The sequence below is a fragment of the Tepidicaulis sp. genome, assembly GCF_965222285.1.
Lineage (GTDB): Bacteria > Pseudomonadota > Alphaproteobacteria > Parvibaculales > Parvibaculaceae > Tepidicaulis.
The window spans coordinates 3,431,892-3,449,567 of record NZ_OZ244942.1 but is presented as its reverse complement, the minus strand read 5'-3'; the positions used below and the strand labels follow the sequence as shown (position 1 = coordinate 3,449,567).

The window sequence follows — 17,676 nt, the reverse complement described above, 5'->3', positions numbered from 1 at the left end:
AATGCGTGTGGAAGAAGCGGGCTGCTATGACGGTGGAGCGGGATATCGAGGTTTTGCGGCGCACGGCGCTTTTTGCCCGTGTCGATCCCGTGCGCCTGGAAGTCCTCGCCTTTACCGCCGCCCACCGGCACTTTGAAGAAGGCACGCTGGTGATCGAGCGCGGCCAGCTTCTGGAAGGGGCCTATGTGGTGCTGGAAGGCTCTGCCGTCATGCTGGGCGAGGACGGGGAGGGCCGGCCCATGGCGTCGCGCCTTGACAGGGGGGACATCATCGGCGAAACCGCCTTGATGAAGCCCGTGCCGGCAAAGGCAAGTGTCAGGGCAGGCGAAGCGCTGGAACTGATGGAAATCAGCCGTGCGCTTTTCGCCCGCCTGACGGACGAGTTTCCGGAACTTGCATTGGGCGTCGCCGCCGCTGCGGCGGACAGGCTCGAGGGGATCTCCGGCGCGCTGCGCGGGCTTTTGAAAGAGAAGAAAGAAAAAGAACAGGGACGGGTATGAGCGAGCGCGCGGCGGAAGAAACGAAGAAAACACCGGATACGGCAAGTCTTGGTACGACAAGTAAGGGCAAGCCCTGGCCGCCCAATATTCAAGCCGCGCTGAAACGCAAAGCGCCGGCGAGCGAATATCTCGGCCTTGAAATTCTCGATGCCGACCAAGACGAACGCTGGGTCAAGGTGGCCTTTAATGCGGGTGAGCAGCTCTGCAATCTGTGGGGCGGCATTCAGGGCGGCATGGTGGCGGCCATGCTCGATGATGTGATGGCCTTTGCGGTGGGGCTCGATCTTGATTGGGGGGAAATCAGCCCGACGCTCGAAATCAAAGTCTCGATGCTGAATGCGGCCCGGCCTGGCCGGATTTACGGTGAAGGACGGGTGATCAAGCGCGGCAAGTCGGTCGGCTTCATCGAAGGGGAGCTGCGCGATGAAAGCGGCAAGGTGCTCGCGACCGGCAGTTCCACGGCCACCTTCGTGCGGCTGAAACGCGCCGAAGACAAGAAGGCCGATAAGAAATAGAGCTTAATCGGTAAAGGCGTTCTTCTCGATATAGGCGCGCGCCTCGTCGCTCAAATGCGTCTCGAAGAGCGCGAGGTGATGGCGGATGCCTGCCAGAAGCGCCTCCTTGTCCATGCGCACGACTTCCTGTGTCTCGCGCAGGAAGCTTGGCCAATAGCGCACCACCATCCAGACATTGTCGGCAAGGGCGGGCAGCTCGCTGCGCGGCATGGTCAGATGACCGCCGTCACACATCTGATCGAAAAAGCGGCGCAGACGGTCCGTCGTTTCCTTGTAGATGCCGCGCACCCGTTCTTCCATTTCCGGGGAGGTGCGTCCGTATTCGGCGGAATCCCGGTAGAGATATTGGAACTCCCACATCTCCTCGAACATCAGCCGGTTGAAGGCGATATAGGAGGTGAGCACCGTTTCCGGCGTCCAGCTCAGCCCCAGGCGCCGGGCGATCTTCTGCGTCAGCAATTGCTGATGGGCGCGCACCAGGTCTTTTTTGGTGCGGAAGTGGTACCAGAGATTGCCTTCCGAAATGCCGACATTCTCGGCGATGCGGGCCGTCGTCACCCCGTCGAAGCCGTGCTCGTTGAAAAGCGTCAGGCTGGACGCGAGTATGCGTTCACGCGTGGTGGGCGCCATTTTTCCTCTTGGGTCTTCTTCTTGTCCTCCCAACCGGCCCCGGCATCCGGCGTTTTTCGCGCCCGGTTTCGGGTCCGGCCCTCCAGAGGCGATGGTGAGGGCTTGCGGGAGTAGGGTCAATGCCCTAAATTAGCGCTATCGGATCATTTTCGAAGAGCAGGACAACCTGCCCGCTGGGAAAATCACCGGCCAAGGAAATGTGAGGAACCCCAGGGAGCGGGCGTCGAGGCTTGCCTCATACCCCCCAGTTGAGCTGCCCCCGGCCGGCGTATTTTGGCCAGGCGCCTGCTTCCACCCCCCTTTCCCTACGTCCGTTCTAGATGTCGAAGGTGGCAAGCACCGGCGCATGGTCGGAGCTGCGCTCCCAGCCGCGCGCTTCTTTTATCACTTCCATGGCGGTGGGCGTTTCGGCAAGCGCCGGGGTCACCCAGATATGATCGAGGCGGCGGCCTTTGTCGGCTTTCGCCCAATCTTTCGCGCGGTAGCTCCACCAGGTGTAGAGCTTTTCTTCATCCGGCACGAAGCGGCGCATCACGTCCACCCAGTCATGGGCCTTCATGACGCGGGCCAGATGCTCGACCTCGATCGGCGTATGGCTGACGACTTTCAGCAACTGTTTGTGCGACCAGACATCGTGTTCGAGCGGGGCGACATTCAGATCGCCGACCAGGATCATGCGGGCGTTCTTCTTGGCCTTGTGGGATTTGTACCAGCTTTCCATCTCGGTCAGGAAATCGAGCTTGTGGGCGAACTTCTCGTTCACCTCCCGGTTGGGCTCGTCGCCGCCGGCGGGCACATAGAAATTATGCACGCGCACGCCGTCCCCGCCTTCGATGTCGAGGGTGATGGCAAGGTGGCGCGTGTCGCCCTTCTCGCAGAAGTCGCGCCGCTCTTCATCGCGGAAGGGAATGCGGCTTACCGTGGCAACGCCGTGATAGCCCTTCTGCCCGTGAAAGGCGATGTGCTCATAACCTGCCTTGCGGAAAGCCTTGGAGGGGAAAGCATCGTTCGGGCACTTCGTTTCCTGCAGGCATAGAACGTCCGGCTGATATTCTTCCAGAAACCGTTCGACGAGATTGATCCGCAGACGGACGGAGTTGATGTTCCAGGTGGCAAGCTTGAGCGGCACGGTACGGTCTTTCTTGGTTGGTATGGGCGGAGCGGGAATTATTCGTCAGAAAATATTGTAGGTGCGCCCGGCAAGGCTCACCGGCCAGCGGCCGCGCTCGAAGAGGCGGAAGCGGTGGATGAAGGGATGGGTTTCGTCGTCTTCTTCGGCCACGACGGCGAGCGCTGCGCAATGGGCTGCCTGCAATGCGGCGCCCATGGCGGCGGCGAGCAGTTCCTCATCGTCCTCGCCCCAGATGGCGGCGGCGGTCAGCACGGCCTGGCGGATCGGGTCTTCGATGGCGGAGAAAAGATAGGCAAGGCCGACCTCGAGCGCTTCCTGGCTGAGCTGCTCAAGCGCATCGGTAGTGAGCGCGGCGCGCAGGCCTTCTTCGGCCTCCCAGCCTTCGGTGTCCCAGTCGAGACTTTCACCGGCCGCCGCCGCTTCTTCCCAGGAATGAAGGCGGGCCATATGGACATCCGGAAAGCCGAGGCCATCGAGATAGGCGCGGGCGATTTCGCGCACGGATTTGCGCAAGGGCGTGCCGAGATCGGAAAACCACTGTACGGATTCGGCGAGCCGCGCGAAATCCCTTAGCCGGGCAAGGGCCGGCATTTCCTGGGAAAGGAATTCCAGTTCCTGATCGGACGGGGCGCTATGCGGTTCGTGATCCATCTTGCAGGCGTTCCTGTTTGACCCCTCGGGGCCGCAATCTTGGCGGGCCACCTTATACCGTGAATCGCAGCTGGATGCAGCCCGCGCAGCGGCGTGCTTTTCAAGATGAGGAGAGCCGGGAGAAATTAAATGGGCGGGAACAGGAGCGTGAGGCTGCAAGGGCCCGAAAGCAGTGGCCTGAAAAGAGTCGTGCCCCGCCTTGGGGGGAGGCGAGGCACGATGCGCTACTTACTGTCAGTGCGCGAAGTGCCAGGAGGGGAATACCGGCACTTCTTCAGGGTTGGGGACCACGGCGGGAGAGGGGGGCTTATCCCGGACCGCTTTTATCCAACCCTGCTGAGACTAGAGATAGGAGCCTGCCGCCCCCAGTTCAACTGGAACCGTTCCAGATACCTAACCCGGGGTTAAAAACGATTAACTATTAGCTTTTCGTTTTGCGATGGCCCGGCTGAAAGGCGCGGAAAACAGTCCTCATATTGGTTCCGTGACAATGCAGCTTTGCTGTCCTTTTGAGGGCTCACTTTTCGGTGTCCGGCGATCTTTGGGATGCCCCAATGAAAAGCGGCGCTCCCTGAAGCTGGAAGCGCCGCTCGGTATCCGGTCTAGTCCGGCTTTTGGATTTACATGGCGCCGAGATCTTTGGCGGTGGCGTCGAGCGCCTTGCGGGCCAGCGTGAAAAGCTCGTCGAGCTCCGGCTTGGTGATGGAAAGCGGCGGGCTCAGCACCATGGTGTTGCCGATGGCGCGCATGATGAGATCGTTCTCGAAGCAATGATCGCGGCAGAGCCCGCCGGTATCGCCTTCAAAGCGCTCGCGGGTCTTCTTGTCTTTGACAAGTTCGATCGCGCCCAGGAGACCGACACCGCGCGTCTCACCGACGATCGGGTGATCGGCGAGGGCGTGAAGGTGCTTCTGGAAATGCTCGCCGATTTCACCGCCCGCTTTTTCCACGAGCTTGTCTTTCTGCAGCACGTCGAGATTGGCAAGCGCCACGGCGCTGGCCACGGGGTGGCCGGAATAGGTGAAGCCGTGCGACCATTCCTCACCGGCATTGTGCAAGGCATCGCCGACGCGGGGGCCGAGGGCGACGGCGGAAAGCGGCTGGTAGCCGGAGGTCATGCCTTTGGCCATGGCCATCGTGTCCGGGACGATGCCGTATGTGTGGCTGCCGAACCAGTTGCCGGTACGCCCGAAGCCGCAGATCACTTCATCCGCATGCAGAAGAATGTCGTATTTGCGGCAAATCTCCTGAATGACCGGCCAATAGCTGTCCGGCGGAATGATGAGCCCGCCCGCGCCTTGCACGGGCTCGGCGACGAAAGCGGCGACATTCTCCGCGCCGATTTCCAGGATCTTTTCTTCCAGCTTCATGGCGATATGCACGCCGAATTCATTCGGGTCCATATCCCCGCCCATGCCGTACCAGTAGGGAAAATCGATATGGGCGTGGTTCGGCAGCGGCAGCCCGGCCTGCGGATGCATGGCCGAGATGCCCGAAAGCGAGGCCGCCGTCATGGTGACGCCGTGATAAGCCTGCTTGCGGGAGATGAAGACTTTCTTTTCCGGCTTACCCTGCAGGCTCCAGTAATAGCGGATGATCTTCACCATGCTGTCATTGGCTTCGGAGCCGGAATTGGCGAAGAAGAACCGGTCGAGCCCGTCCGGCGTCACTTCCGCCAGCCGCTCGCCGAGCTCGGCGGTATAAGGGTTCGTCGTCTGGAAAAACGTATTGTAATAGGGCAGCTCTTTGAGCGCCTTATAGCCGGCTTCGGCCAGCTCCGGGCGCCCATAGCCCACATTCACACACCAAAGACCGGCCATGCCGTCGATGATCTTGTGGCCTTCGGAATCGTAAAGATAAACGCCTTCGGCATGGGTGATGACCCGCGCGCCCTTCTTGGCGAGGGCGGCCTGATCGGAAAAGGGATGCACGTGGTGGCGGGCATCCATTTCCTGCCAGCGGCGGGTCTGATTGGAAATCTGTGCGGTTTGCGACATTGAAAACTCCATCCGTTACGGAACGTCAGTTCGAAAAAGGGTCCGGCTTTTTGCGGGAAACTGTGCCGGAAACAATTGCGGACGCGCGGGGCAAGCTGCCCCTGGAGTTCTATGGGTTGTAGCCAATACGCGCGCACAGGATCAAAAGCTCCTGTTTGGTCACGCGGATTTTCTTGATGTCCTGTCGCATGTGGAAAGCCTAGCAGGGCTGCTACAGGTGCTCAAGAGGCGGCAGATGGGGTTTGCTGGGAAAGCAGAAGCCTGGCCATTTCCTTGGCGCGGCGGAAACTGTCTTTCTGATCGAGCGTGAGTTTTGCCACTGTTGCCCCTTCCATCAAAAGGCGCAGATCGCGGGCGCGGTCTTCGGGCGCCTCGAACCCGGCTTCAACACAGAGCCCGGTCACGAAATCGAGAACATGGCGCTTGTGATCTTTGGCAAGTTGGCGGGCCTTGTCGTCCGGGTTTCCGTATTCCATCAGGGCACTAACGAAATAACAGCCGTTGAAACCGGGCATGCCGGACCAGGTTTCCAGCGCATCGAAACAGGCCAGTACTCTCTCTTCCGGGTCGGGACCGGCTTTGGCGCTTTCGGCCACGAGGAACGCGCGCAGAGCCGCATCGCGCCGGCGCAGCGTTTCCAGGATCAGCTCTTCCTTCGTCCCATAGGCTTTGTAGAGCGTCATCTTGGCAATGCCGGCTTCAGCCACGAGCTTGTCGACCGCTGTGCCTTTAAAGCCTTCCCGGGCAAAAAGGCTCTGGGCGGTTTCCAGCAATTGGGCGCGTTTTGGACTGGGCATGGTAAACCACTTCGTCTGATATATATCCCCATAATAGCCAGCTTCGTGTCAATAATCCAGTTTCTCTTGACCAATAGTATACGAATCAGTATACGTCGTCATCAACAACACAGATGAGACAGGGAGAGCGGGATGAGATTGACGGCGGGCCGTGGTGGGTACTGGGCGGCAGGGGTTCTGGCAGGGCTGGTTCTTTTTTTCTGGGTTCTCACCCTGCTCTTTCCGCAAGGGACGGCGCGTCTCCTGGTGGCTGGGCTCAGGGCTTCGGCGGGACTGGAAGCGAAAGTCGCGGAGACGGCGTTCGGGCCGGTGCATTACCTTGAGGGCGGCGAAGGGCCGACCGTGGTTTTGCTGCACGGCATTTATGCGCGCAAAGAACACTGGATCGATTTCTCCCGCGCGCTTGACGGCTACCGCGTCGTCATTCCGGACCTGCCCGGCTTCGGCGAGAACACGGTGCTGGGCGACGGTGCTTATGATTATGACCGGCAAGCGGCGCGGTTGATGGCCGCGCTCGATGAGCTCGCGCCCGGCCCCTTTCATCTTGCAGGCAGTTCCATGGGCGGGCAGCTCACCGGCATGCTGGCGCACCGCTTCCCCAGCCGGGTCCGCTCCATCGCTTTCATCGGCAGTGCGGCTGGCGTCACCTCCCCCGTGGCGAGCGATATGGAGCGGGCCCTTGCCCGCGGCGAGCGCCCGCTTGTGGTGACAAGCGAGGCAGGCTTTGCAAGCCGGATGGACTGGCTCTTTCCCGACGCACCTTACATTCCCGGTCCCGTTTTCAATGATTGGGCGAAAAGCGAAGCGGCCCTTGCAAACGACAATGAACGGATTTGGGAGGAAGTCGGCGCTTCTAAAGCCGAACGGCTGGAAGCGCTTGCCCCTAAGCTGGTGCAGCCCGCGCTTATCGTCTGGTGCCGGGAGGACCGCGTCTTTCACATTACCGGCGCGCAGGCTCTCTCTGATCTTTTGCCCAACGACACGCTTGTTGAGCTCAATGGCTGCGGGCACGTGCCGATGCTTGACCGGCCTTCCGATACCGGTCAGGCATACCGGACATTTCTTGAAGAGCTCGATGTCCCCCGGTCTTAAACGCCAGTCTTAGCGCTGGCTCTAAACATTGAGCAGAAGGTGCTCGCGTTCCCAGGCGGAGATGACCTGCTGATAGGCGTTGTATTCCACGTCTTTGACTTCCATGAAGACGGTGACGAATTCCTCGCCCATCACTTCTTTCAGCTCGCGGTTCGTGTGCAATTTGCCCAGCGCGTCGAGAAGATGCTTGGGCAGCGCGAAGCCGCGGGATTCGTAGGCAACGCCCTCTTTCGGTTTTGAAGGTTTGAGCTCGTTCATCATGCCGAGATAGCCGCAGGCTAGCGAGGCGGCGATAGCAAGGTAAGGGTTGGCGTCGGCGCCGGGTACGCGGTTTTCGATGCGCCGGCCTTTGGCGTCGGATTCGGGCACGCGCAGGCCCACCGTCCGGTTTTCCTGCGCCCAGTGTGTGTTGATGGGCGCGGCGTTCCACTTCACGATCCGCCGGTAGGAGTTCACGTTCGGCGCGATCATCGCCATGGCGGTGGGCAGATGTTTCTGCAGCCCGCCAATATGGTGATGGAAGAGTTTCGTGTCGCGCCCATTGCGTGAGGCGAAAAGGTTCTTGCCGTTCTTATCCACCACCGACTGGTGGATATGCATGGCCGAACCCGGCTCATGCTCATAAGGTTTGGCCATGAACGTGGCATAGACGCCGTGGCGCAATGCGCATTGGCGTACGGTGCGTTTGAAAAGGAAGGCCTGGTCCGCCAGTTCCAGCGGGTCGCCATGGTTGAAATTGATTTCAACCTGTGCGGCGCCGGCTTCATGGATCAGCGTATCGATGTCGATTTCCTGCGCCTCGCAGAAATCGTACATGTCCTCGAAGATGTTATCGAACTCGTTGACTGCGTCGATGCCGTAGGACTGGCGGCCCTTTTCCGGGCGCCCGCTCGCGCCGATCGGCGGCTCAAGCGGATAGTCCGCGTCGATATTCTTGGCGGCGAGATAGAATTCAAGTTCCGGCGCAACGACCGGGTACCAGCCCTGCTCTTCGTAAAGCGCGAGAATGCGGCGCAGCACGGAACGCGGCGCGATGGAAACTTTCGTGCCGTCCCGGTTTACCGCGTCGCAGATTACCTGGGCGGTCGGTTCGTCATACCAGGGGACCATGCGCACGGTCGAAACGTCGGGCACGAGAATGATGTCCGGCTCGATCTCGCTCAGGATTGCGCTTTCATCGATATAGTCGCCCGTCACGGTCTGCCCGAAAATCGATTCCGGCAGGCGCAGGGTCTCATTGTTGTAGCTGTCGAGAAACTTCTTCGTCGGCAGGATCTTGCCGCGGGCGATGCCGGACATGTCCGGCACCATGCATTCGATTTCCGTGACCCGGCGGTCCTTCAACCATTTTTCGATATTCGTTCGCTCGCCCTCAGGCATGTGTCACCTGGTTCTTTGTTTCTTCGTCATGTGCCGCTTCGGCATGGCCGCGCACGGCCTCGCCAAAGGCTTGGAAGAGTTTAAGGGAAACGGGGTTGTTCCAGAACTGCCATTCCGGGTGCCATTGCACGGCATAGGCAAAGGCGGCGGCCTCCTTGACGCGCACCGCTTCAACGGTGCCGTCGGGCGCGCGCGCATCGATCTCCAGCCCCTCGCCCAGCCGGTCGATGCCCTGGCCGTGCAAGGAATTGACCGTAATCTCGCTCTCACCGGTAAGCTGTGCCAGGAAACCGCCCGGCACCGTGCTCACTTTGTGGGCAGGCCCGTATTGCACTTCCACCGGATCGTCTTTCTTGTCCCGATGGTCGAAACGCGGCGCATAGCCTTCTTCGGCCGGTTCTTCATGAATGTGCTGATGGAGCGTGCCGCCGAAAGCGACATTGAGTTCCTGGAAACCCCGGCAGACGGCGAAAAGCGGCAGGCCGCGTTCGATGCATGCCTTGATCAGCGGCAGGGTCAGCGCGTCGCGCTGCTCGTCATGCAGCGTGCCTTCGCGCGAGGCGGGTCCGGCATAATGGCGCGGATGGACGTTCGACCAGGAGCCGGTGAGGAAGATGCCGTCTGCGACAGCGAAAATCTCTTCGAGCGCCAGCGGGTCGGGCATGACGGGAATGAGGATAGGCAGGCAGCCTGCCCCTTCATTCACGGCCTTGATGTATTTTTCGCCTACGGCATGGAAGGGGTGAACGCCCATCATTTTAATGTCGCAGGGAATGGCGACGATGGGCCGTCTCAGGCCCTTGCGGGCGGCATCGTGTTTAGTTTTTTGGATCATGGTGGCATTAAGCTAACCCCCGCTCCCCCTCCATGGTCAAGAGGGGGCGGCGCTCAAGGGTGTGCTTTTCCGGCCATTTGTTTAAGAAAATGAGCGGGATACCGCGCTTGCCGGAAGGCTCAGCGGCCGCCGCCTGAAACCGCCGGGCGGCTTTCGCCTTTGACGACGAAAAGATCGTTATCGGCTTTCTGCCCATACTCGATATTGCGCAAGGCAACGGTGGTCTGAAGGCCTTGGGCGTCCGTTACGATCCATTGGCGCAGATGCAACTCCGGCTCATCGAAGACGAGGGTGATTTCACCCGGCGCTTCGCCCGTTGCATCGGCAAGGGTAACGCGCAGGATGCCCGCTTCCTCTTCCACGCGGCGCACCTCTGCCCGCTCACGCAGGTTCACCGGATCGGAAAGCAGAATGTTGAGCGGGGTCGCGTTCAAAGGGTAGCGCTCGGCGGGCGCCTTTTCGTCTTCCTTGACGATCACCCAGGTGCCGTCGGCAACGACCAGGAGTTCCTGCGGGGCGGCGTATTCAAAGCGCATGCGGCCCGGCCGGCGCAGATAGAAATTGCCCTCCGAAAGCGTGCCGTCCGGATTGACCTGCAGGAAAGCGCCCTGCATATGGCCGACGGAATTCAGATAGCCCGAAGCGCGGTCCACATCGGCAGCTTCCTCGGCGCTGAGGTTTGCTTCCGTCTCGCTTGCCTGCGCATAAGGCGCGCCGACAAGAACAAGCAGCAGAAGTGCAAGCCCTGCAAGCGCGGCGAGCACGAGCTTGATCTGGCGGCGGTTCGCTGCCTGCTCGTCACCGGGATAGCTGTCGTGATGGTATTTATCCATGACGCTCATATAGCGGTCCAATGTGGCGGAAAGAAGGAGGTAGGCGGGCGGCAGCGCGGCATTTGGTTAACCGCGCTTAACCTTCGCCCGCAGCAGCGCCGGGTCAATAGCGCACGCCGTCTCCCGGTTCGCCGATCAGCACTTCGCGTTTGCCGGCATGGTTGGCGGGGGAAACGACGCCTTCATCTTCCATTTTTTCGATCAGCCGGGCGGCGCGGTTATAGCCGATTTGCAAACGCCGCTGGATATAAGATGTGGAGGCGCGCTTGTCGCGGCCGACGATCGCCACGGCCTGATCGTAAAGATCATCGCCCGAGCCGCCGCCATCGAGGGAGAAGGGATCGCCCTCCCCGCCTTCTTCTTCGGCGGTAATGGCATCGAGATATTCCGGCACGCCCTGTTTCTTCAGGAACTTGACGACCTTTTCCACTTCCTCGTCGGAAACGAAAGGCCCGTGCACGCGCGAAACGCGCCCGCCGCCGGCCATGTAGAGCATGTCGCCCTGGCCGAGCAATTGTTCGGCGCCCTGCTCGCCCAGGATCGTGCGGCTGTCGATCTTCGAGGTGACCTGGAAGGAAATACGGGTCGGAAAGTTCGCCTTGATCGTGCCGGTAATAACATCGACGGAGGGGCGCTGCGTCGCGGTGATCATGTGAATGCCCGCCGCGCGCGCCATTTGCGCAAGGCGCTGCACCGCCCCTTCGATTTCCTTGCCCGCGACCATCATCAGGTCCGCCATCTCGTCGATGATGACGACGATGAAGGGCATCGGTTCGAGGGTCATTTCCTCTTCTTCGTAAATCGCCTCGCCCGTCTCCCTGTCGAAGCCGGTCTGCACGGTGCGGGTGATCGTCTCGTCGTTCTCGAGGGCCTCGGCGGCGCGCACATTATAGCCTTCGATGTTCCGTACACCGAGTTTCGACATTTTCCGGTACCGGTCTTCCATCTCCTTCACCACCCATTTCAGGGCGACGACGGCTTTTTTCGGCTCGGTGACGACGGGGGCGAGAAGATGCGGAATGCCGTCATAGACGGAAAGCTCGAGCATCTTGGGGTCGATCATGATGAGTTTGCAATCCTCCGGCGAGAAGCGGTAGAGGATCGAGAGGATCATGGCGTTGATGCCGACCGATTTACCCGAGCCCGTGGTGCCGGCGATGAGAAGATGCGGCATGCGCGCCAGATCGGCGATAATGGGCTCGCCGCCGATATTCTTGCCCAGCGTCAAAGGCAGTTTGGCGCGGCTGTTTTCATAATCGGCGGTGGCAAGCAGCTCGCGCAGGAAGACGGTCTCGCGTTTCGTGTTGGGCAGCTCGATGCCGATGACGTTGCGCCCCGGCACGACGGCGACGCGGGCGGAGACCGCGCTCATCGAACGGGCAATGTCGTCGGCCAGCGCGATGATGCGCGATGATTTGATGCCGGGCGCCGGGCGCAGTTCATAAAGCGTGACGACGGGGCCGGGACGCACATTGATGATCTCGCCGCGAATGCCGAAATCGTCGAGCACGCCTTCAAGCATGCGCGCGTTCTGTTCCAGCGCCTCGTCACTCATGACCTCATCGGCGCTCGGGCGCTTGGGCGCGGTGAGCAGCGAGAGCGCAGGCAGGTTGAAATCCTCGGCAACGAATTTCAGTTTCGGCTGGGCTTCGCGGGCCGCGCGTTTGGAGGGTTTGACCTTGTTTTGCGGGCGGGAGACTTTTACGCGGCGGCGCGCGGCGGGCGCTTCATCGTAAAGCGCCTCATCGTCTTCGTAACCGTCCTCATAATCGTCCGCGTAATCTTCTTCCTCGTAAATTTCTTCCTCAGCGCCGCGCTTGCCGAAGAGACCGGCGCGGGCGCGGTCTTTTTCCTCTTCGCTGAGCGGCGCATAATCGCCCCGGCGCAGCAAGCGGTCCGCCGTGCCGGAGGCAAGATCGGAGACCTGATAGAAGAGAATGCGCAGGCGCGAGGGCTCGACATCCGGGCGGCTTTGCACGCGGCCCGTTTTGCGGGCCCCTTTTTCTTGCGCGGCCTTCACGCGTTTGGCCGGGCGGTTCATTTGTACCTCGGCTTTGCGCTCGGCGCGGGCATCGCGCCAATCGAGCCAGCGCTCCTGCAGCGCTTCGATATGCTCGCCTCTTATGTCGGCGGCAAAAGCGAAAAGCGCGATCGCCAGAAGGCCTGCGAGCAGACCCGACAGGCCGGAGGCGATTTCCTCGCCGATCGCCCAGCTCAGCGAGTCGATGCCAAGCGCGGCAAGGCTGGAGCCGATAAAGCCGCCAAGGCCCGAAGGCAGCGGCCAGATATCGGGGCTCGGCAGAAAACTGAAGGCGAGTGCGGCAAAGATCGCCGCAATGAGCCAGGCGCCCGCGCGGGCCCAAGGCATGGCGGCAGGATCATGACGCAGAAAGCGGATGCCCCAGAGCATGGGCGGCAGGGCAAAGAGCAAGGCGGCAAGGCCGAGCGATTGATAGAGAATGTCGGAGAGGACCGCCCCTTCCATTCCCATCCAATTGGCAGGCTCGGCGCCCGTTGCCCGGTTGAGGCTCGGATCGTTCCCGTTCCAGCTTGCAAGAGCGGCGAGCGCGAAAAGGCTTCCTGCGGCAAGCGCCAGGCCGAACAGTTCCTGCATACGGTCGCGCAAGAAGAGGCGCGTGCCCATGGGAAGCAGGGCGAGCGGGCTGCGCAGGGATTTGAGAACCGCCATATCCTTGTCCTTTGCCGTGCGTGCGGATCGGCGCTTTAGCCGAGCGCGTTTGCGAGCCGTTTCAGCCCGTCTTCGGTCGTGTCTTGCGGATGGACGAGCGCCACGCGGATATAGGCCTCGCCCGGATTGCCCGCTTCATCGTCGCGGGAAAGATATTTGCCGGGCAGCACTTTCACGCCGCCCTTCTCCCAGATCTGCCTTGCTGCTGCTTCCCCGTCGCCGACATCGAGCCAGAGGAAGAAGCCGCCGGCGGGCCGGTAAAAGCCGAAGCGGTTGCCGAGAATGCGCTCAGCCGCATCGATCTTCTTTTGATAAAGCGCGCGGTTCTCGGCGGCATGGGCATCGTCGTTCCAGGCTGCTGCCGCCGCCGCCAGAACCGGCAGCGGGCTTTGCGGCGCGGCGATATTGCGGAAGGAGCGGAAGCGCATCATCAGCTTCTTGTCGCCCGCGCAAAACCCGGAGCGCAGGCCCGGCAGGCTGGAGCGTTTGGAAAGCGAGTGAAAGACGATGACGTTTTCAAATGCATCCCCGCTTGCAGGCACCGGCAGCTCAAGGCAGGCAGAAAGCGCGCCTGCAGGCGGTACCTTGTCGTAGATGTCCGAATAGCATTCATCCATCACCAGCAGAAACCCGTGATGGCGCGCGAGCGTGATGAGGCGTTTGAGATAGTCCTTGTCAGCCACCGCCCCTTGCGGGTTGGCGGGCGAGCAGAAATAGACGATGGACGTGCGCGCCAGAAGATCGCCCGGCAGGCCTTCGAAATCGGGCAGGAAGCCGTTTTCGGCGCGCGCGGCGATGTAGCGGGGCTCGGCGCCCGCGGCAAGCGCGGCGGCGGCATAGCACTGATAAAAAGGATTGGGGATCAGGATCGCGGGCTGCTTGCCGGCCTTTTCCGGCGGGCTTGCGAGGAGCGCGATATTGAACAGCGCCTCGCGCGTGCCGTTGACGGGCAGGATCTGCGTATCGGGATCGACCGCGCCGACCGGCAGATCGAAGCGCCGCCCGAGCCAGCCTGCCACCGCGTCGCGGAAGCCTGCCGTGCCGATGATCGGCGGATAGCGTCCGTAATCGGCTTCATGGGCGCGCAGTTCCTCGCGAACGAAATCGGGAAAAGGATGCTGCGGCTCACCGAGCGACATCATCAAAGGCTCGGCGCCGGGCTTTATGCCGGCCAACAGATCGTTCAGCCGCGGAAACGGGCTTTCCGGCAATGCAGCAAAACGGTCCTGCGCGTCAGCCATCTTTCCCCCGCTTTCCCGCCCGGTACGCTGCCGGACATGCCTTATGCGCCGTCAGTCTGGCGGCATAAGGTTAACATCAATGACTTAAGGGGTGATCTTAAACCGATGCGCGCGAATCCGTCCAGCCTGTTTAACAGGCGCGTCCGGGGAAAAACCTGTGCGTAATCAGCACTTTATCCAGACAATGTGAAGTTTTTTATTAACGTTTCGTTAACTTTTCAGGTGAGCTGTCTGCTTTTCGGGCGGGCGGTATGCAAAACGCCCGGCCTCGATCCTAAGACCGGGAGCCGGGCGTTCTGTCTCCGTGGGCGGAATAGGCCGCTTAGCGCGGGGCCATTTCCGATTCCGGGTTGGCGCCGATCTTGTGGATCGAAAGGTCGGCGCCTTGCGCTTCTTCTTCCGGCGAAAGGCGGATACCGAGCAGCAGTTTCAATGCCCCGTAGACCGCAAAGCCGCCTGCCAGTGCGTAAGCGGCGCCTGCCAGCGAGCCGATGAGCTGGCTCATGAAGGCAACGCCGCCCAGCCCGCCAAGGGCTTCCTGGCCGAAGATGCCGCAGGCGATGCCGCCCCAGAGCCCGCAGAGCCCGTGCAGCGGCCAGACGCCCAGCACATCGTCGATGCGCCAGCGGTTCTGACAGAGGTTGAAGAAGATAACGAAGATCGCCCCGGCTGCGCCGCCGACCAGGAGCGAGCCGATGGGATGCATCACGTTGGAGCCGGCGCAGACCGCGACGAGACCCGCCAGCGCGCCGTTATGGATGAAGCCCGGGTCGTTCTTGCCGACGATCAGCGCGACGAGAATGCCGCCCACCATGGCCAGAAGCGAGTTCATGGCGACGAGGCCCGAGACGCCTTCCAGCGACTGAGCGGACATGACGTTGAAGCCGAACCAGCCCACGCAGAGCAGCCAGGAGCCGAGCGCCAGCCACGGGATCGAGGAAGGCGGCACGCCGACGACGCGCCCGTCCGAGGTATAGCGGCCCCGGCGCTGGCCGAGCAGGATGACCGCGCCGAGCGCGATCCAGCCGCCCACGGCATGGACGACGATCGAGCCGGCGAAATCGTTGAAGGCGGCGCCGTAGCTTTCGCTTAGCCAGTCCTGCAGGCCGAAATTGCCGCCCCAGACGATGCCCTCATAGAAGGGATAGATGAGGCCGACAATGACGGCCGTCGCCATGGCCTGGGTCCAGAATTTCGCCCGCTCGGCAATGCCGCCGGAAATGATTGCCGGAATGGCGGCTGCGAAAGTGAGCAGGAAGAAAAATTTGACGAGATCGAAGCCCTGCTTGGCGAAGGGGCTCCCTTCCGCCGAACCGTCGAGCACGGCGGCGGAAACGAGGAAATCCACCCCATACGCGACCGAATAACCGACGAAGAAATAGGCGAGCGTCGAAATCGCGAAATCGACGATGATTTTGACCAGGGCGTTGACCTGGTTCTTATGACGGACCGTGCCGACTTCCAGAAACGCGAACCCCGCATGCATCGCAAAAACGAGGATCGCGCCCATAAGCACGAAAAAAACGTCCGCACCCTGCTGGGTTGCTTCCATGATGTGCCTCCGTGTGCCACCTGACGGAGAGCTCGGGTCTTTGTTTGCCTTGTGGGAGGCTTTCTCCGAGCCCCAATTTCGGGCAGTGGAAGGTCCCCCCGCTGCCCGGCTTAAGCATTCTTTTAATCAAGGGCCGTGCCAACCGGCCCTCTGGCCTGTGCAATCCGCTAATCGTTAATGATTTGAGGATGTTAGCCTGCCCGCGCGGCATCTGCACGGGTTTTGGGCAATGCCGGACTTGCCTAAATGGCGGTCATTTGCCCAAAGAGTGCTGCCTAAATGAAGGGCAACACGGCGGACCTGCCTGATTTCGCGGCGGTGGGCCGAAAGGGTGGGCCCATAAAAAGAGCCCGGACCTTTTGGGGTCCGGGCTCCAGTGAGGACGGGGCCTTCAATGGTGGTGGCACAAGGCCCCGTCCGACCCCGAGGAAGGTCCCCGTGAGGGGGACCTTCGGGAGGGGCTGGGAGGAGAGGCTTAGTAAGCCTTCGAGCCGGTGCCGAATTCGGGATAGGCTTCCAGCCCGATTTCGGCTTTGTCGAGACCGAGCACCTCGTCTTCTTCCGAGCAGCGCAGGCCGATCGTGAAGCGCAGGGCCAGCCAGAAGGCGAGCGAGGCGACGATGACGAAGGCACCGATCGAGGCCACACCGATCGCCTGGACGGCGAAGCTGGTGCCGCTATTGGTGATCGGCACAGCCATGGTGCCCCAGATACCGGCCAGAAGGTGGACCGGGATCGCGCCCACGACGTCGTCGATCTTCAGCTTGTCGAGCAGCGGAACCGCAACCACGACCAGCGCGCCGCCCAGACCGCCGATGATCAGCGACCAGCCGATGCCCGGCGTCAGAGGTTCAGCCGTGATCGACACGAGGCCGGCCAGCGCGCCGTTCAGCGCCATGGTCAGATCGACCTTCGTGTAGAGGAGCTGGGTGAGCACCATCGCCGCAACCACGCCGCCGGCGGCTGCCATGGTCGTGTTGGCGAAGATGTTGGAGACGGCAACCGCGTCCGCAGCCGTGCCGAGGGCAAGCTGAGAAGCACCGTTGAAGCCGAACCAGCCGAGCCACAGGATGAACGTGCCGAGCGTTGCAAGCGGCATGGAGGAACCCGGCATCGGGTTGATCTCGCCGTTCGGGCCGTATTTGCCGTGACGTGCGCCGAGGATGATGGCGCCGACAAGCGCGGCCCAGCCGCCGACCGAGTGCACGATCGTGGAACCGGCGAAGTCGGAGAAGCCCATTTCAGAGAGCCAGCCGCCGCCCCACTGCCAGGCGCCCTGGATCGGGTAGATGAAACCCGTCAGGATGACCGTGAAGATCAGGAACGGCCACAGCTTGATGCGCTCGGCGAGCGTGCCGGAGACGATCGAGGCTGCGGTGGCAACGAACACCATCTGGAAGAACCAGTCGGAGGAGGCCGCATAGCCGCCGCCATTGCCGAAGGTGGCGCCTGCTTCTGCAAGCGCGGCGCTGTCGTCCGGGCTCCACAGGCTCAGCGAACCGATCCAGCCGCCGTCGACGCCTGCATACATCAGGTTATAGCCGACGAGGTAATACATGATGCCGGCAATGGCGAAGAGCGAGATGTTCTTCGTGCACTGCATGGCGACGTTTTTCGTGCGCACCATGCCTGCTTCCAGCATCGCAAAGCCGGCTGCCATCCACATGACGAGGATGCCGCCCAAAAGGAACAGGATCGTGTTGAAGATAAAGGCGGTTTCTTCGGGCGTTTGCGTGAAGGGCTCTTCCTGCGCAAAAGCCGCGCCGGTGAGGGCCATGGACGCAAGCCCCGCGCCGGCAAGTAGTGTGAGTGTCTGCTTAACTCGTGTCATT

Annotated in this window: 15 protein-coding genes; 3 read left to right on the top strand and 12 right to left on the bottom strand. The window is 61.5% G+C overall.

Annotated elements, in window-relative coordinates; genetic code table 11:
- Positions 1 to 26: 26 nt before the first annotated feature.
- Positions 27 to 500: a cyclic nucleotide-binding domain-containing protein gene (locus ACOQOT_RS16530; RefSeq protein WP_420560254.1), complete on the top strand. Its 474-nt coding sequence runs from the start codon at positions 27 to 29 to the stop codon at positions 498 to 500.
- The gene (locus ACOQOT_RS16525; protein WP_420560253.1) at positions 497 to 1,015 is read left to right on the top strand and encodes a PaaI family thioesterase; all 519 of its coding nucleotides are present in this window, start codon (positions 497 to 499) and stop codon (positions 1,013 to 1,015) included. Before ACOQOT_RS16530 ends, ACOQOT_RS16525 begins: the two co-directional genes overlap by 4 nt.
- A gap of 3 nt (positions 1,016 to 1,018) precedes the next feature.
- Here the strand turns inward: ACOQOT_RS16525 and ACOQOT_RS16520 are convergent, their stop codons facing one another.
- The 5 genes from ACOQOT_RS16520 to ACOQOT_RS16500 form a co-directional block, all read right to left on the bottom strand.
- Positions 1,019 to 1,645 carry a TetR/AcrR family transcriptional regulator gene (locus ACOQOT_RS16520; protein WP_420560252.1) on the bottom strand — a complete coding sequence of 209 codons (627 nt, stop codon included), beginning with the start codon at positions 1,643 to 1,645 and terminating at the stop codon, positions 1,019 to 1,021.
- Between the two features lie 316 nt (positions 1,646 to 1,961).
- Positions 1,962 to 2,774, bottom strand: coding sequence for an exodeoxyribonuclease III (xth, locus tag ACOQOT_RS16515; RefSeq protein ID WP_420560251.1), 813 nt, complete (start codon positions 2,772 to 2,774; stop codon positions 1,962 to 1,964).
- Between the two features lie 45 nt (positions 2,775 to 2,819).
- On the bottom strand, positions 2,820 to 3,428 hold the full coding sequence (locus ACOQOT_RS16510) for a hypothetical protein (RefSeq protein ID WP_420560250.1): 609 nt from the start codon (positions 3,426 to 3,428) through the stop codon (positions 2,820 to 2,822).
- A 620-nt stretch (positions 3,429 to 4,048) separates the two neighbouring features.
- Complete coding sequence (locus ACOQOT_RS16505) at positions 4,049 to 5,425, bottom strand: aspartate aminotransferase family protein (RefSeq protein WP_420560249.1); 1,377 nt, start codon at positions 5,423 to 5,425, stop codon at positions 4,049 to 4,051.
- A 221-nt stretch (positions 5,426 to 5,646) separates the two neighbouring features.
- Complete coding sequence (locus tag ACOQOT_RS16500; protein ID WP_420560248.1) at positions 5,647 to 6,222, bottom strand: TetR/AcrR family transcriptional regulator; 576 nt, start codon at positions 6,220 to 6,222, stop codon at positions 5,647 to 5,649.
- Between the two features lie 132 nt (positions 6,223 to 6,354).
- On the opposite strand from ACOQOT_RS16500, the gene ACOQOT_RS16495 reads away from it, so the two are divergent.
- On the top strand, positions 6,355 to 7,314 hold the full coding sequence (locus ACOQOT_RS16495) for an alpha/beta fold hydrolase (protein ID WP_420560247.1): 960 nt from the start codon (positions 6,355 to 6,357) through the stop codon (positions 7,312 to 7,314).
- A gap of 21 nt (positions 7,315 to 7,335) precedes the next feature.
- Here ACOQOT_RS16495 and ACOQOT_RS16490 read toward each other — a convergent pair whose 3' ends face one another.
- The 7 genes from ACOQOT_RS16490 to ACOQOT_RS16460 all read right to left on the bottom strand — a co-directional run bounded on the left by ACOQOT_RS16490 (position 7,336) and on the right by ACOQOT_RS16460 (position 17,675).
- Positions 7,336 to 8,694: a glutamine synthetase family protein gene (locus ACOQOT_RS16490; protein ID WP_420560246.1), complete on the bottom strand. Its 1,359-nt coding sequence runs from the start codon at positions 8,692 to 8,694 to the stop codon at positions 7,336 to 7,338.
- Complete coding sequence (locus ACOQOT_RS16485; RefSeq protein WP_420560245.1) at positions 8,687 to 9,529, bottom strand: gamma-glutamyl-gamma-aminobutyrate hydrolase family protein; 843 nt, start codon at positions 9,527 to 9,529, stop codon at positions 8,687 to 8,689. Before ACOQOT_RS16485 ends, ACOQOT_RS16490 begins: the two co-directional genes overlap by 8 nt.
- A 119-nt stretch (positions 9,530 to 9,648) precedes the next feature.
- Positions 9,649 to 10,371, bottom strand: coding sequence for a LolA family protein (locus ACOQOT_RS16480; RefSeq protein ID WP_420560244.1), 723 nt, complete (start codon positions 10,369 to 10,371; stop codon positions 9,649 to 9,651).
- 94 nt (positions 10,372 to 10,465) lie between these two features.
- Positions 10,466 to 13,051, bottom strand: coding sequence for a DNA translocase FtsK 4TM domain-containing protein (locus ACOQOT_RS16475; RefSeq protein ID WP_420560243.1), 2,586 nt, complete (start codon positions 13,049 to 13,051; stop codon positions 10,466 to 10,468).
- A gap of 35 nt (positions 13,052 to 13,086) precedes the next feature.
- On the bottom strand, positions 13,087 to 14,292 hold the full coding sequence (locus ACOQOT_RS16470; RefSeq protein WP_420560242.1) for an aminotransferase class I/II-fold pyridoxal phosphate-dependent enzyme: 1,206 nt from the start codon (positions 14,290 to 14,292) through the stop codon (positions 13,087 to 13,089).
- A gap of 322 nt (positions 14,293 to 14,614) precedes the next feature.
- Positions 14,615 to 15,844, bottom strand: coding sequence for an ammonium transporter (locus ACOQOT_RS16465; protein ID WP_420560241.1), 1,230 nt, complete (start codon positions 15,842 to 15,844; stop codon positions 14,615 to 14,617).
- A 475-nt stretch (positions 15,845 to 16,319) separates the two neighbouring features.
- On the bottom strand, positions 16,320 to 17,675 hold the full coding sequence (locus ACOQOT_RS16460) for an ammonium transporter (RefSeq protein WP_420560240.1): 1,356 nt from the start codon (positions 17,673 to 17,675) through the stop codon (positions 16,320 to 16,322).
- Position 17,676: the final 1 nt, after the last annotated feature.

Excerpts from the sequence above, each read along its gene's own strand:
- ACOQOT_RS16525 (WP_420560253.1), top strand. The coding sequence starts at position 497 with ATGAGCGAGCGCGCGGCGGAAGAAACGAAGAAAACACCGGATACGGCA.
- ACOQOT_RS16465 (WP_420560241.1), bottom strand. The coding sequence starts at position 15,844 with ATGGAAGCAACCCAGCAGGGTGCGGACGTTTTTTTCGTGCTTATGGGC.
- ACOQOT_RS16490 (WP_420560246.1), bottom strand. The coding sequence starts at position 8,694 with ATGCCTGAGGGCGAGCGAACGAATATCGAAAAATGGTTGAAGGACCGC.
- ACOQOT_RS16470 (WP_420560242.1), bottom strand. The coding sequence starts at position 14,292 with ATGGCTGACGCGCAGGACCGTTTTGCTGCATTGCCGGAAAGCCCGTTT.
- ACOQOT_RS16480 (WP_420560244.1), bottom strand. The coding sequence starts at position 10,371 with ATGAGCGTCATGGATAAATACCATCACGACAGCTATCCCGGTGACGAG.
- ACOQOT_RS16505 (WP_420560249.1), bottom strand. The coding sequence starts at position 5,425 with ATGTCGCAAACCGCACAGATTTCCAATCAGACCCGCCGCTGGCAGGAA.
- ACOQOT_RS16500 (WP_420560248.1), bottom strand. The coding sequence starts at position 6,222 with ATGCCCAGTCCAAAACGCGCCCAATTGCTGGAAACCGCCCAGAGCCTT.
- ACOQOT_RS16485 (WP_420560245.1), bottom strand. The coding sequence starts at position 9,529 with ATGATCCAAAAAACTAAACACGATGCCGCCCGCAAGGGCCTGAGACGG.
- ACOQOT_RS16520 (WP_420560252.1), bottom strand. The coding sequence starts at position 1,645 with ATGGCGCCCACCACGCGTGAACGCATACTCGCGTCCAGCCTGACGCTT.
- ACOQOT_RS16510 (WP_420560250.1), bottom strand. The coding sequence starts at position 3,428 with ATGGATCACGAACCGCATAGCGCCCCGTCCGATCAGGAACTGGAATTC.
- ACOQOT_RS16460 (WP_420560240.1), bottom strand. The coding sequence starts at position 17,675 with ATGACACGAGTTAAGCAGACACTCACACTACTTGCCGGCGCGGGGCTT.
- ACOQOT_RS16530 (WP_420560254.1), top strand. The coding sequence starts at position 27 with ATGACGGTGGAGCGGGATATCGAGGTTTTGCGGCGCACGGCGCTTTTT.
- ACOQOT_RS16495 (WP_420560247.1), top strand. The coding sequence starts at position 6,355 with ATGAGATTGACGGCGGGCCGTGGTGGGTACTGGGCGGCAGGGGTTCTG.
- ACOQOT_RS16475 (WP_420560243.1), bottom strand. The coding sequence starts at position 13,051 with ATGGCGGTTCTCAAATCCCTGCGCAGCCCGCTCGCCCTGCTTCCCATG.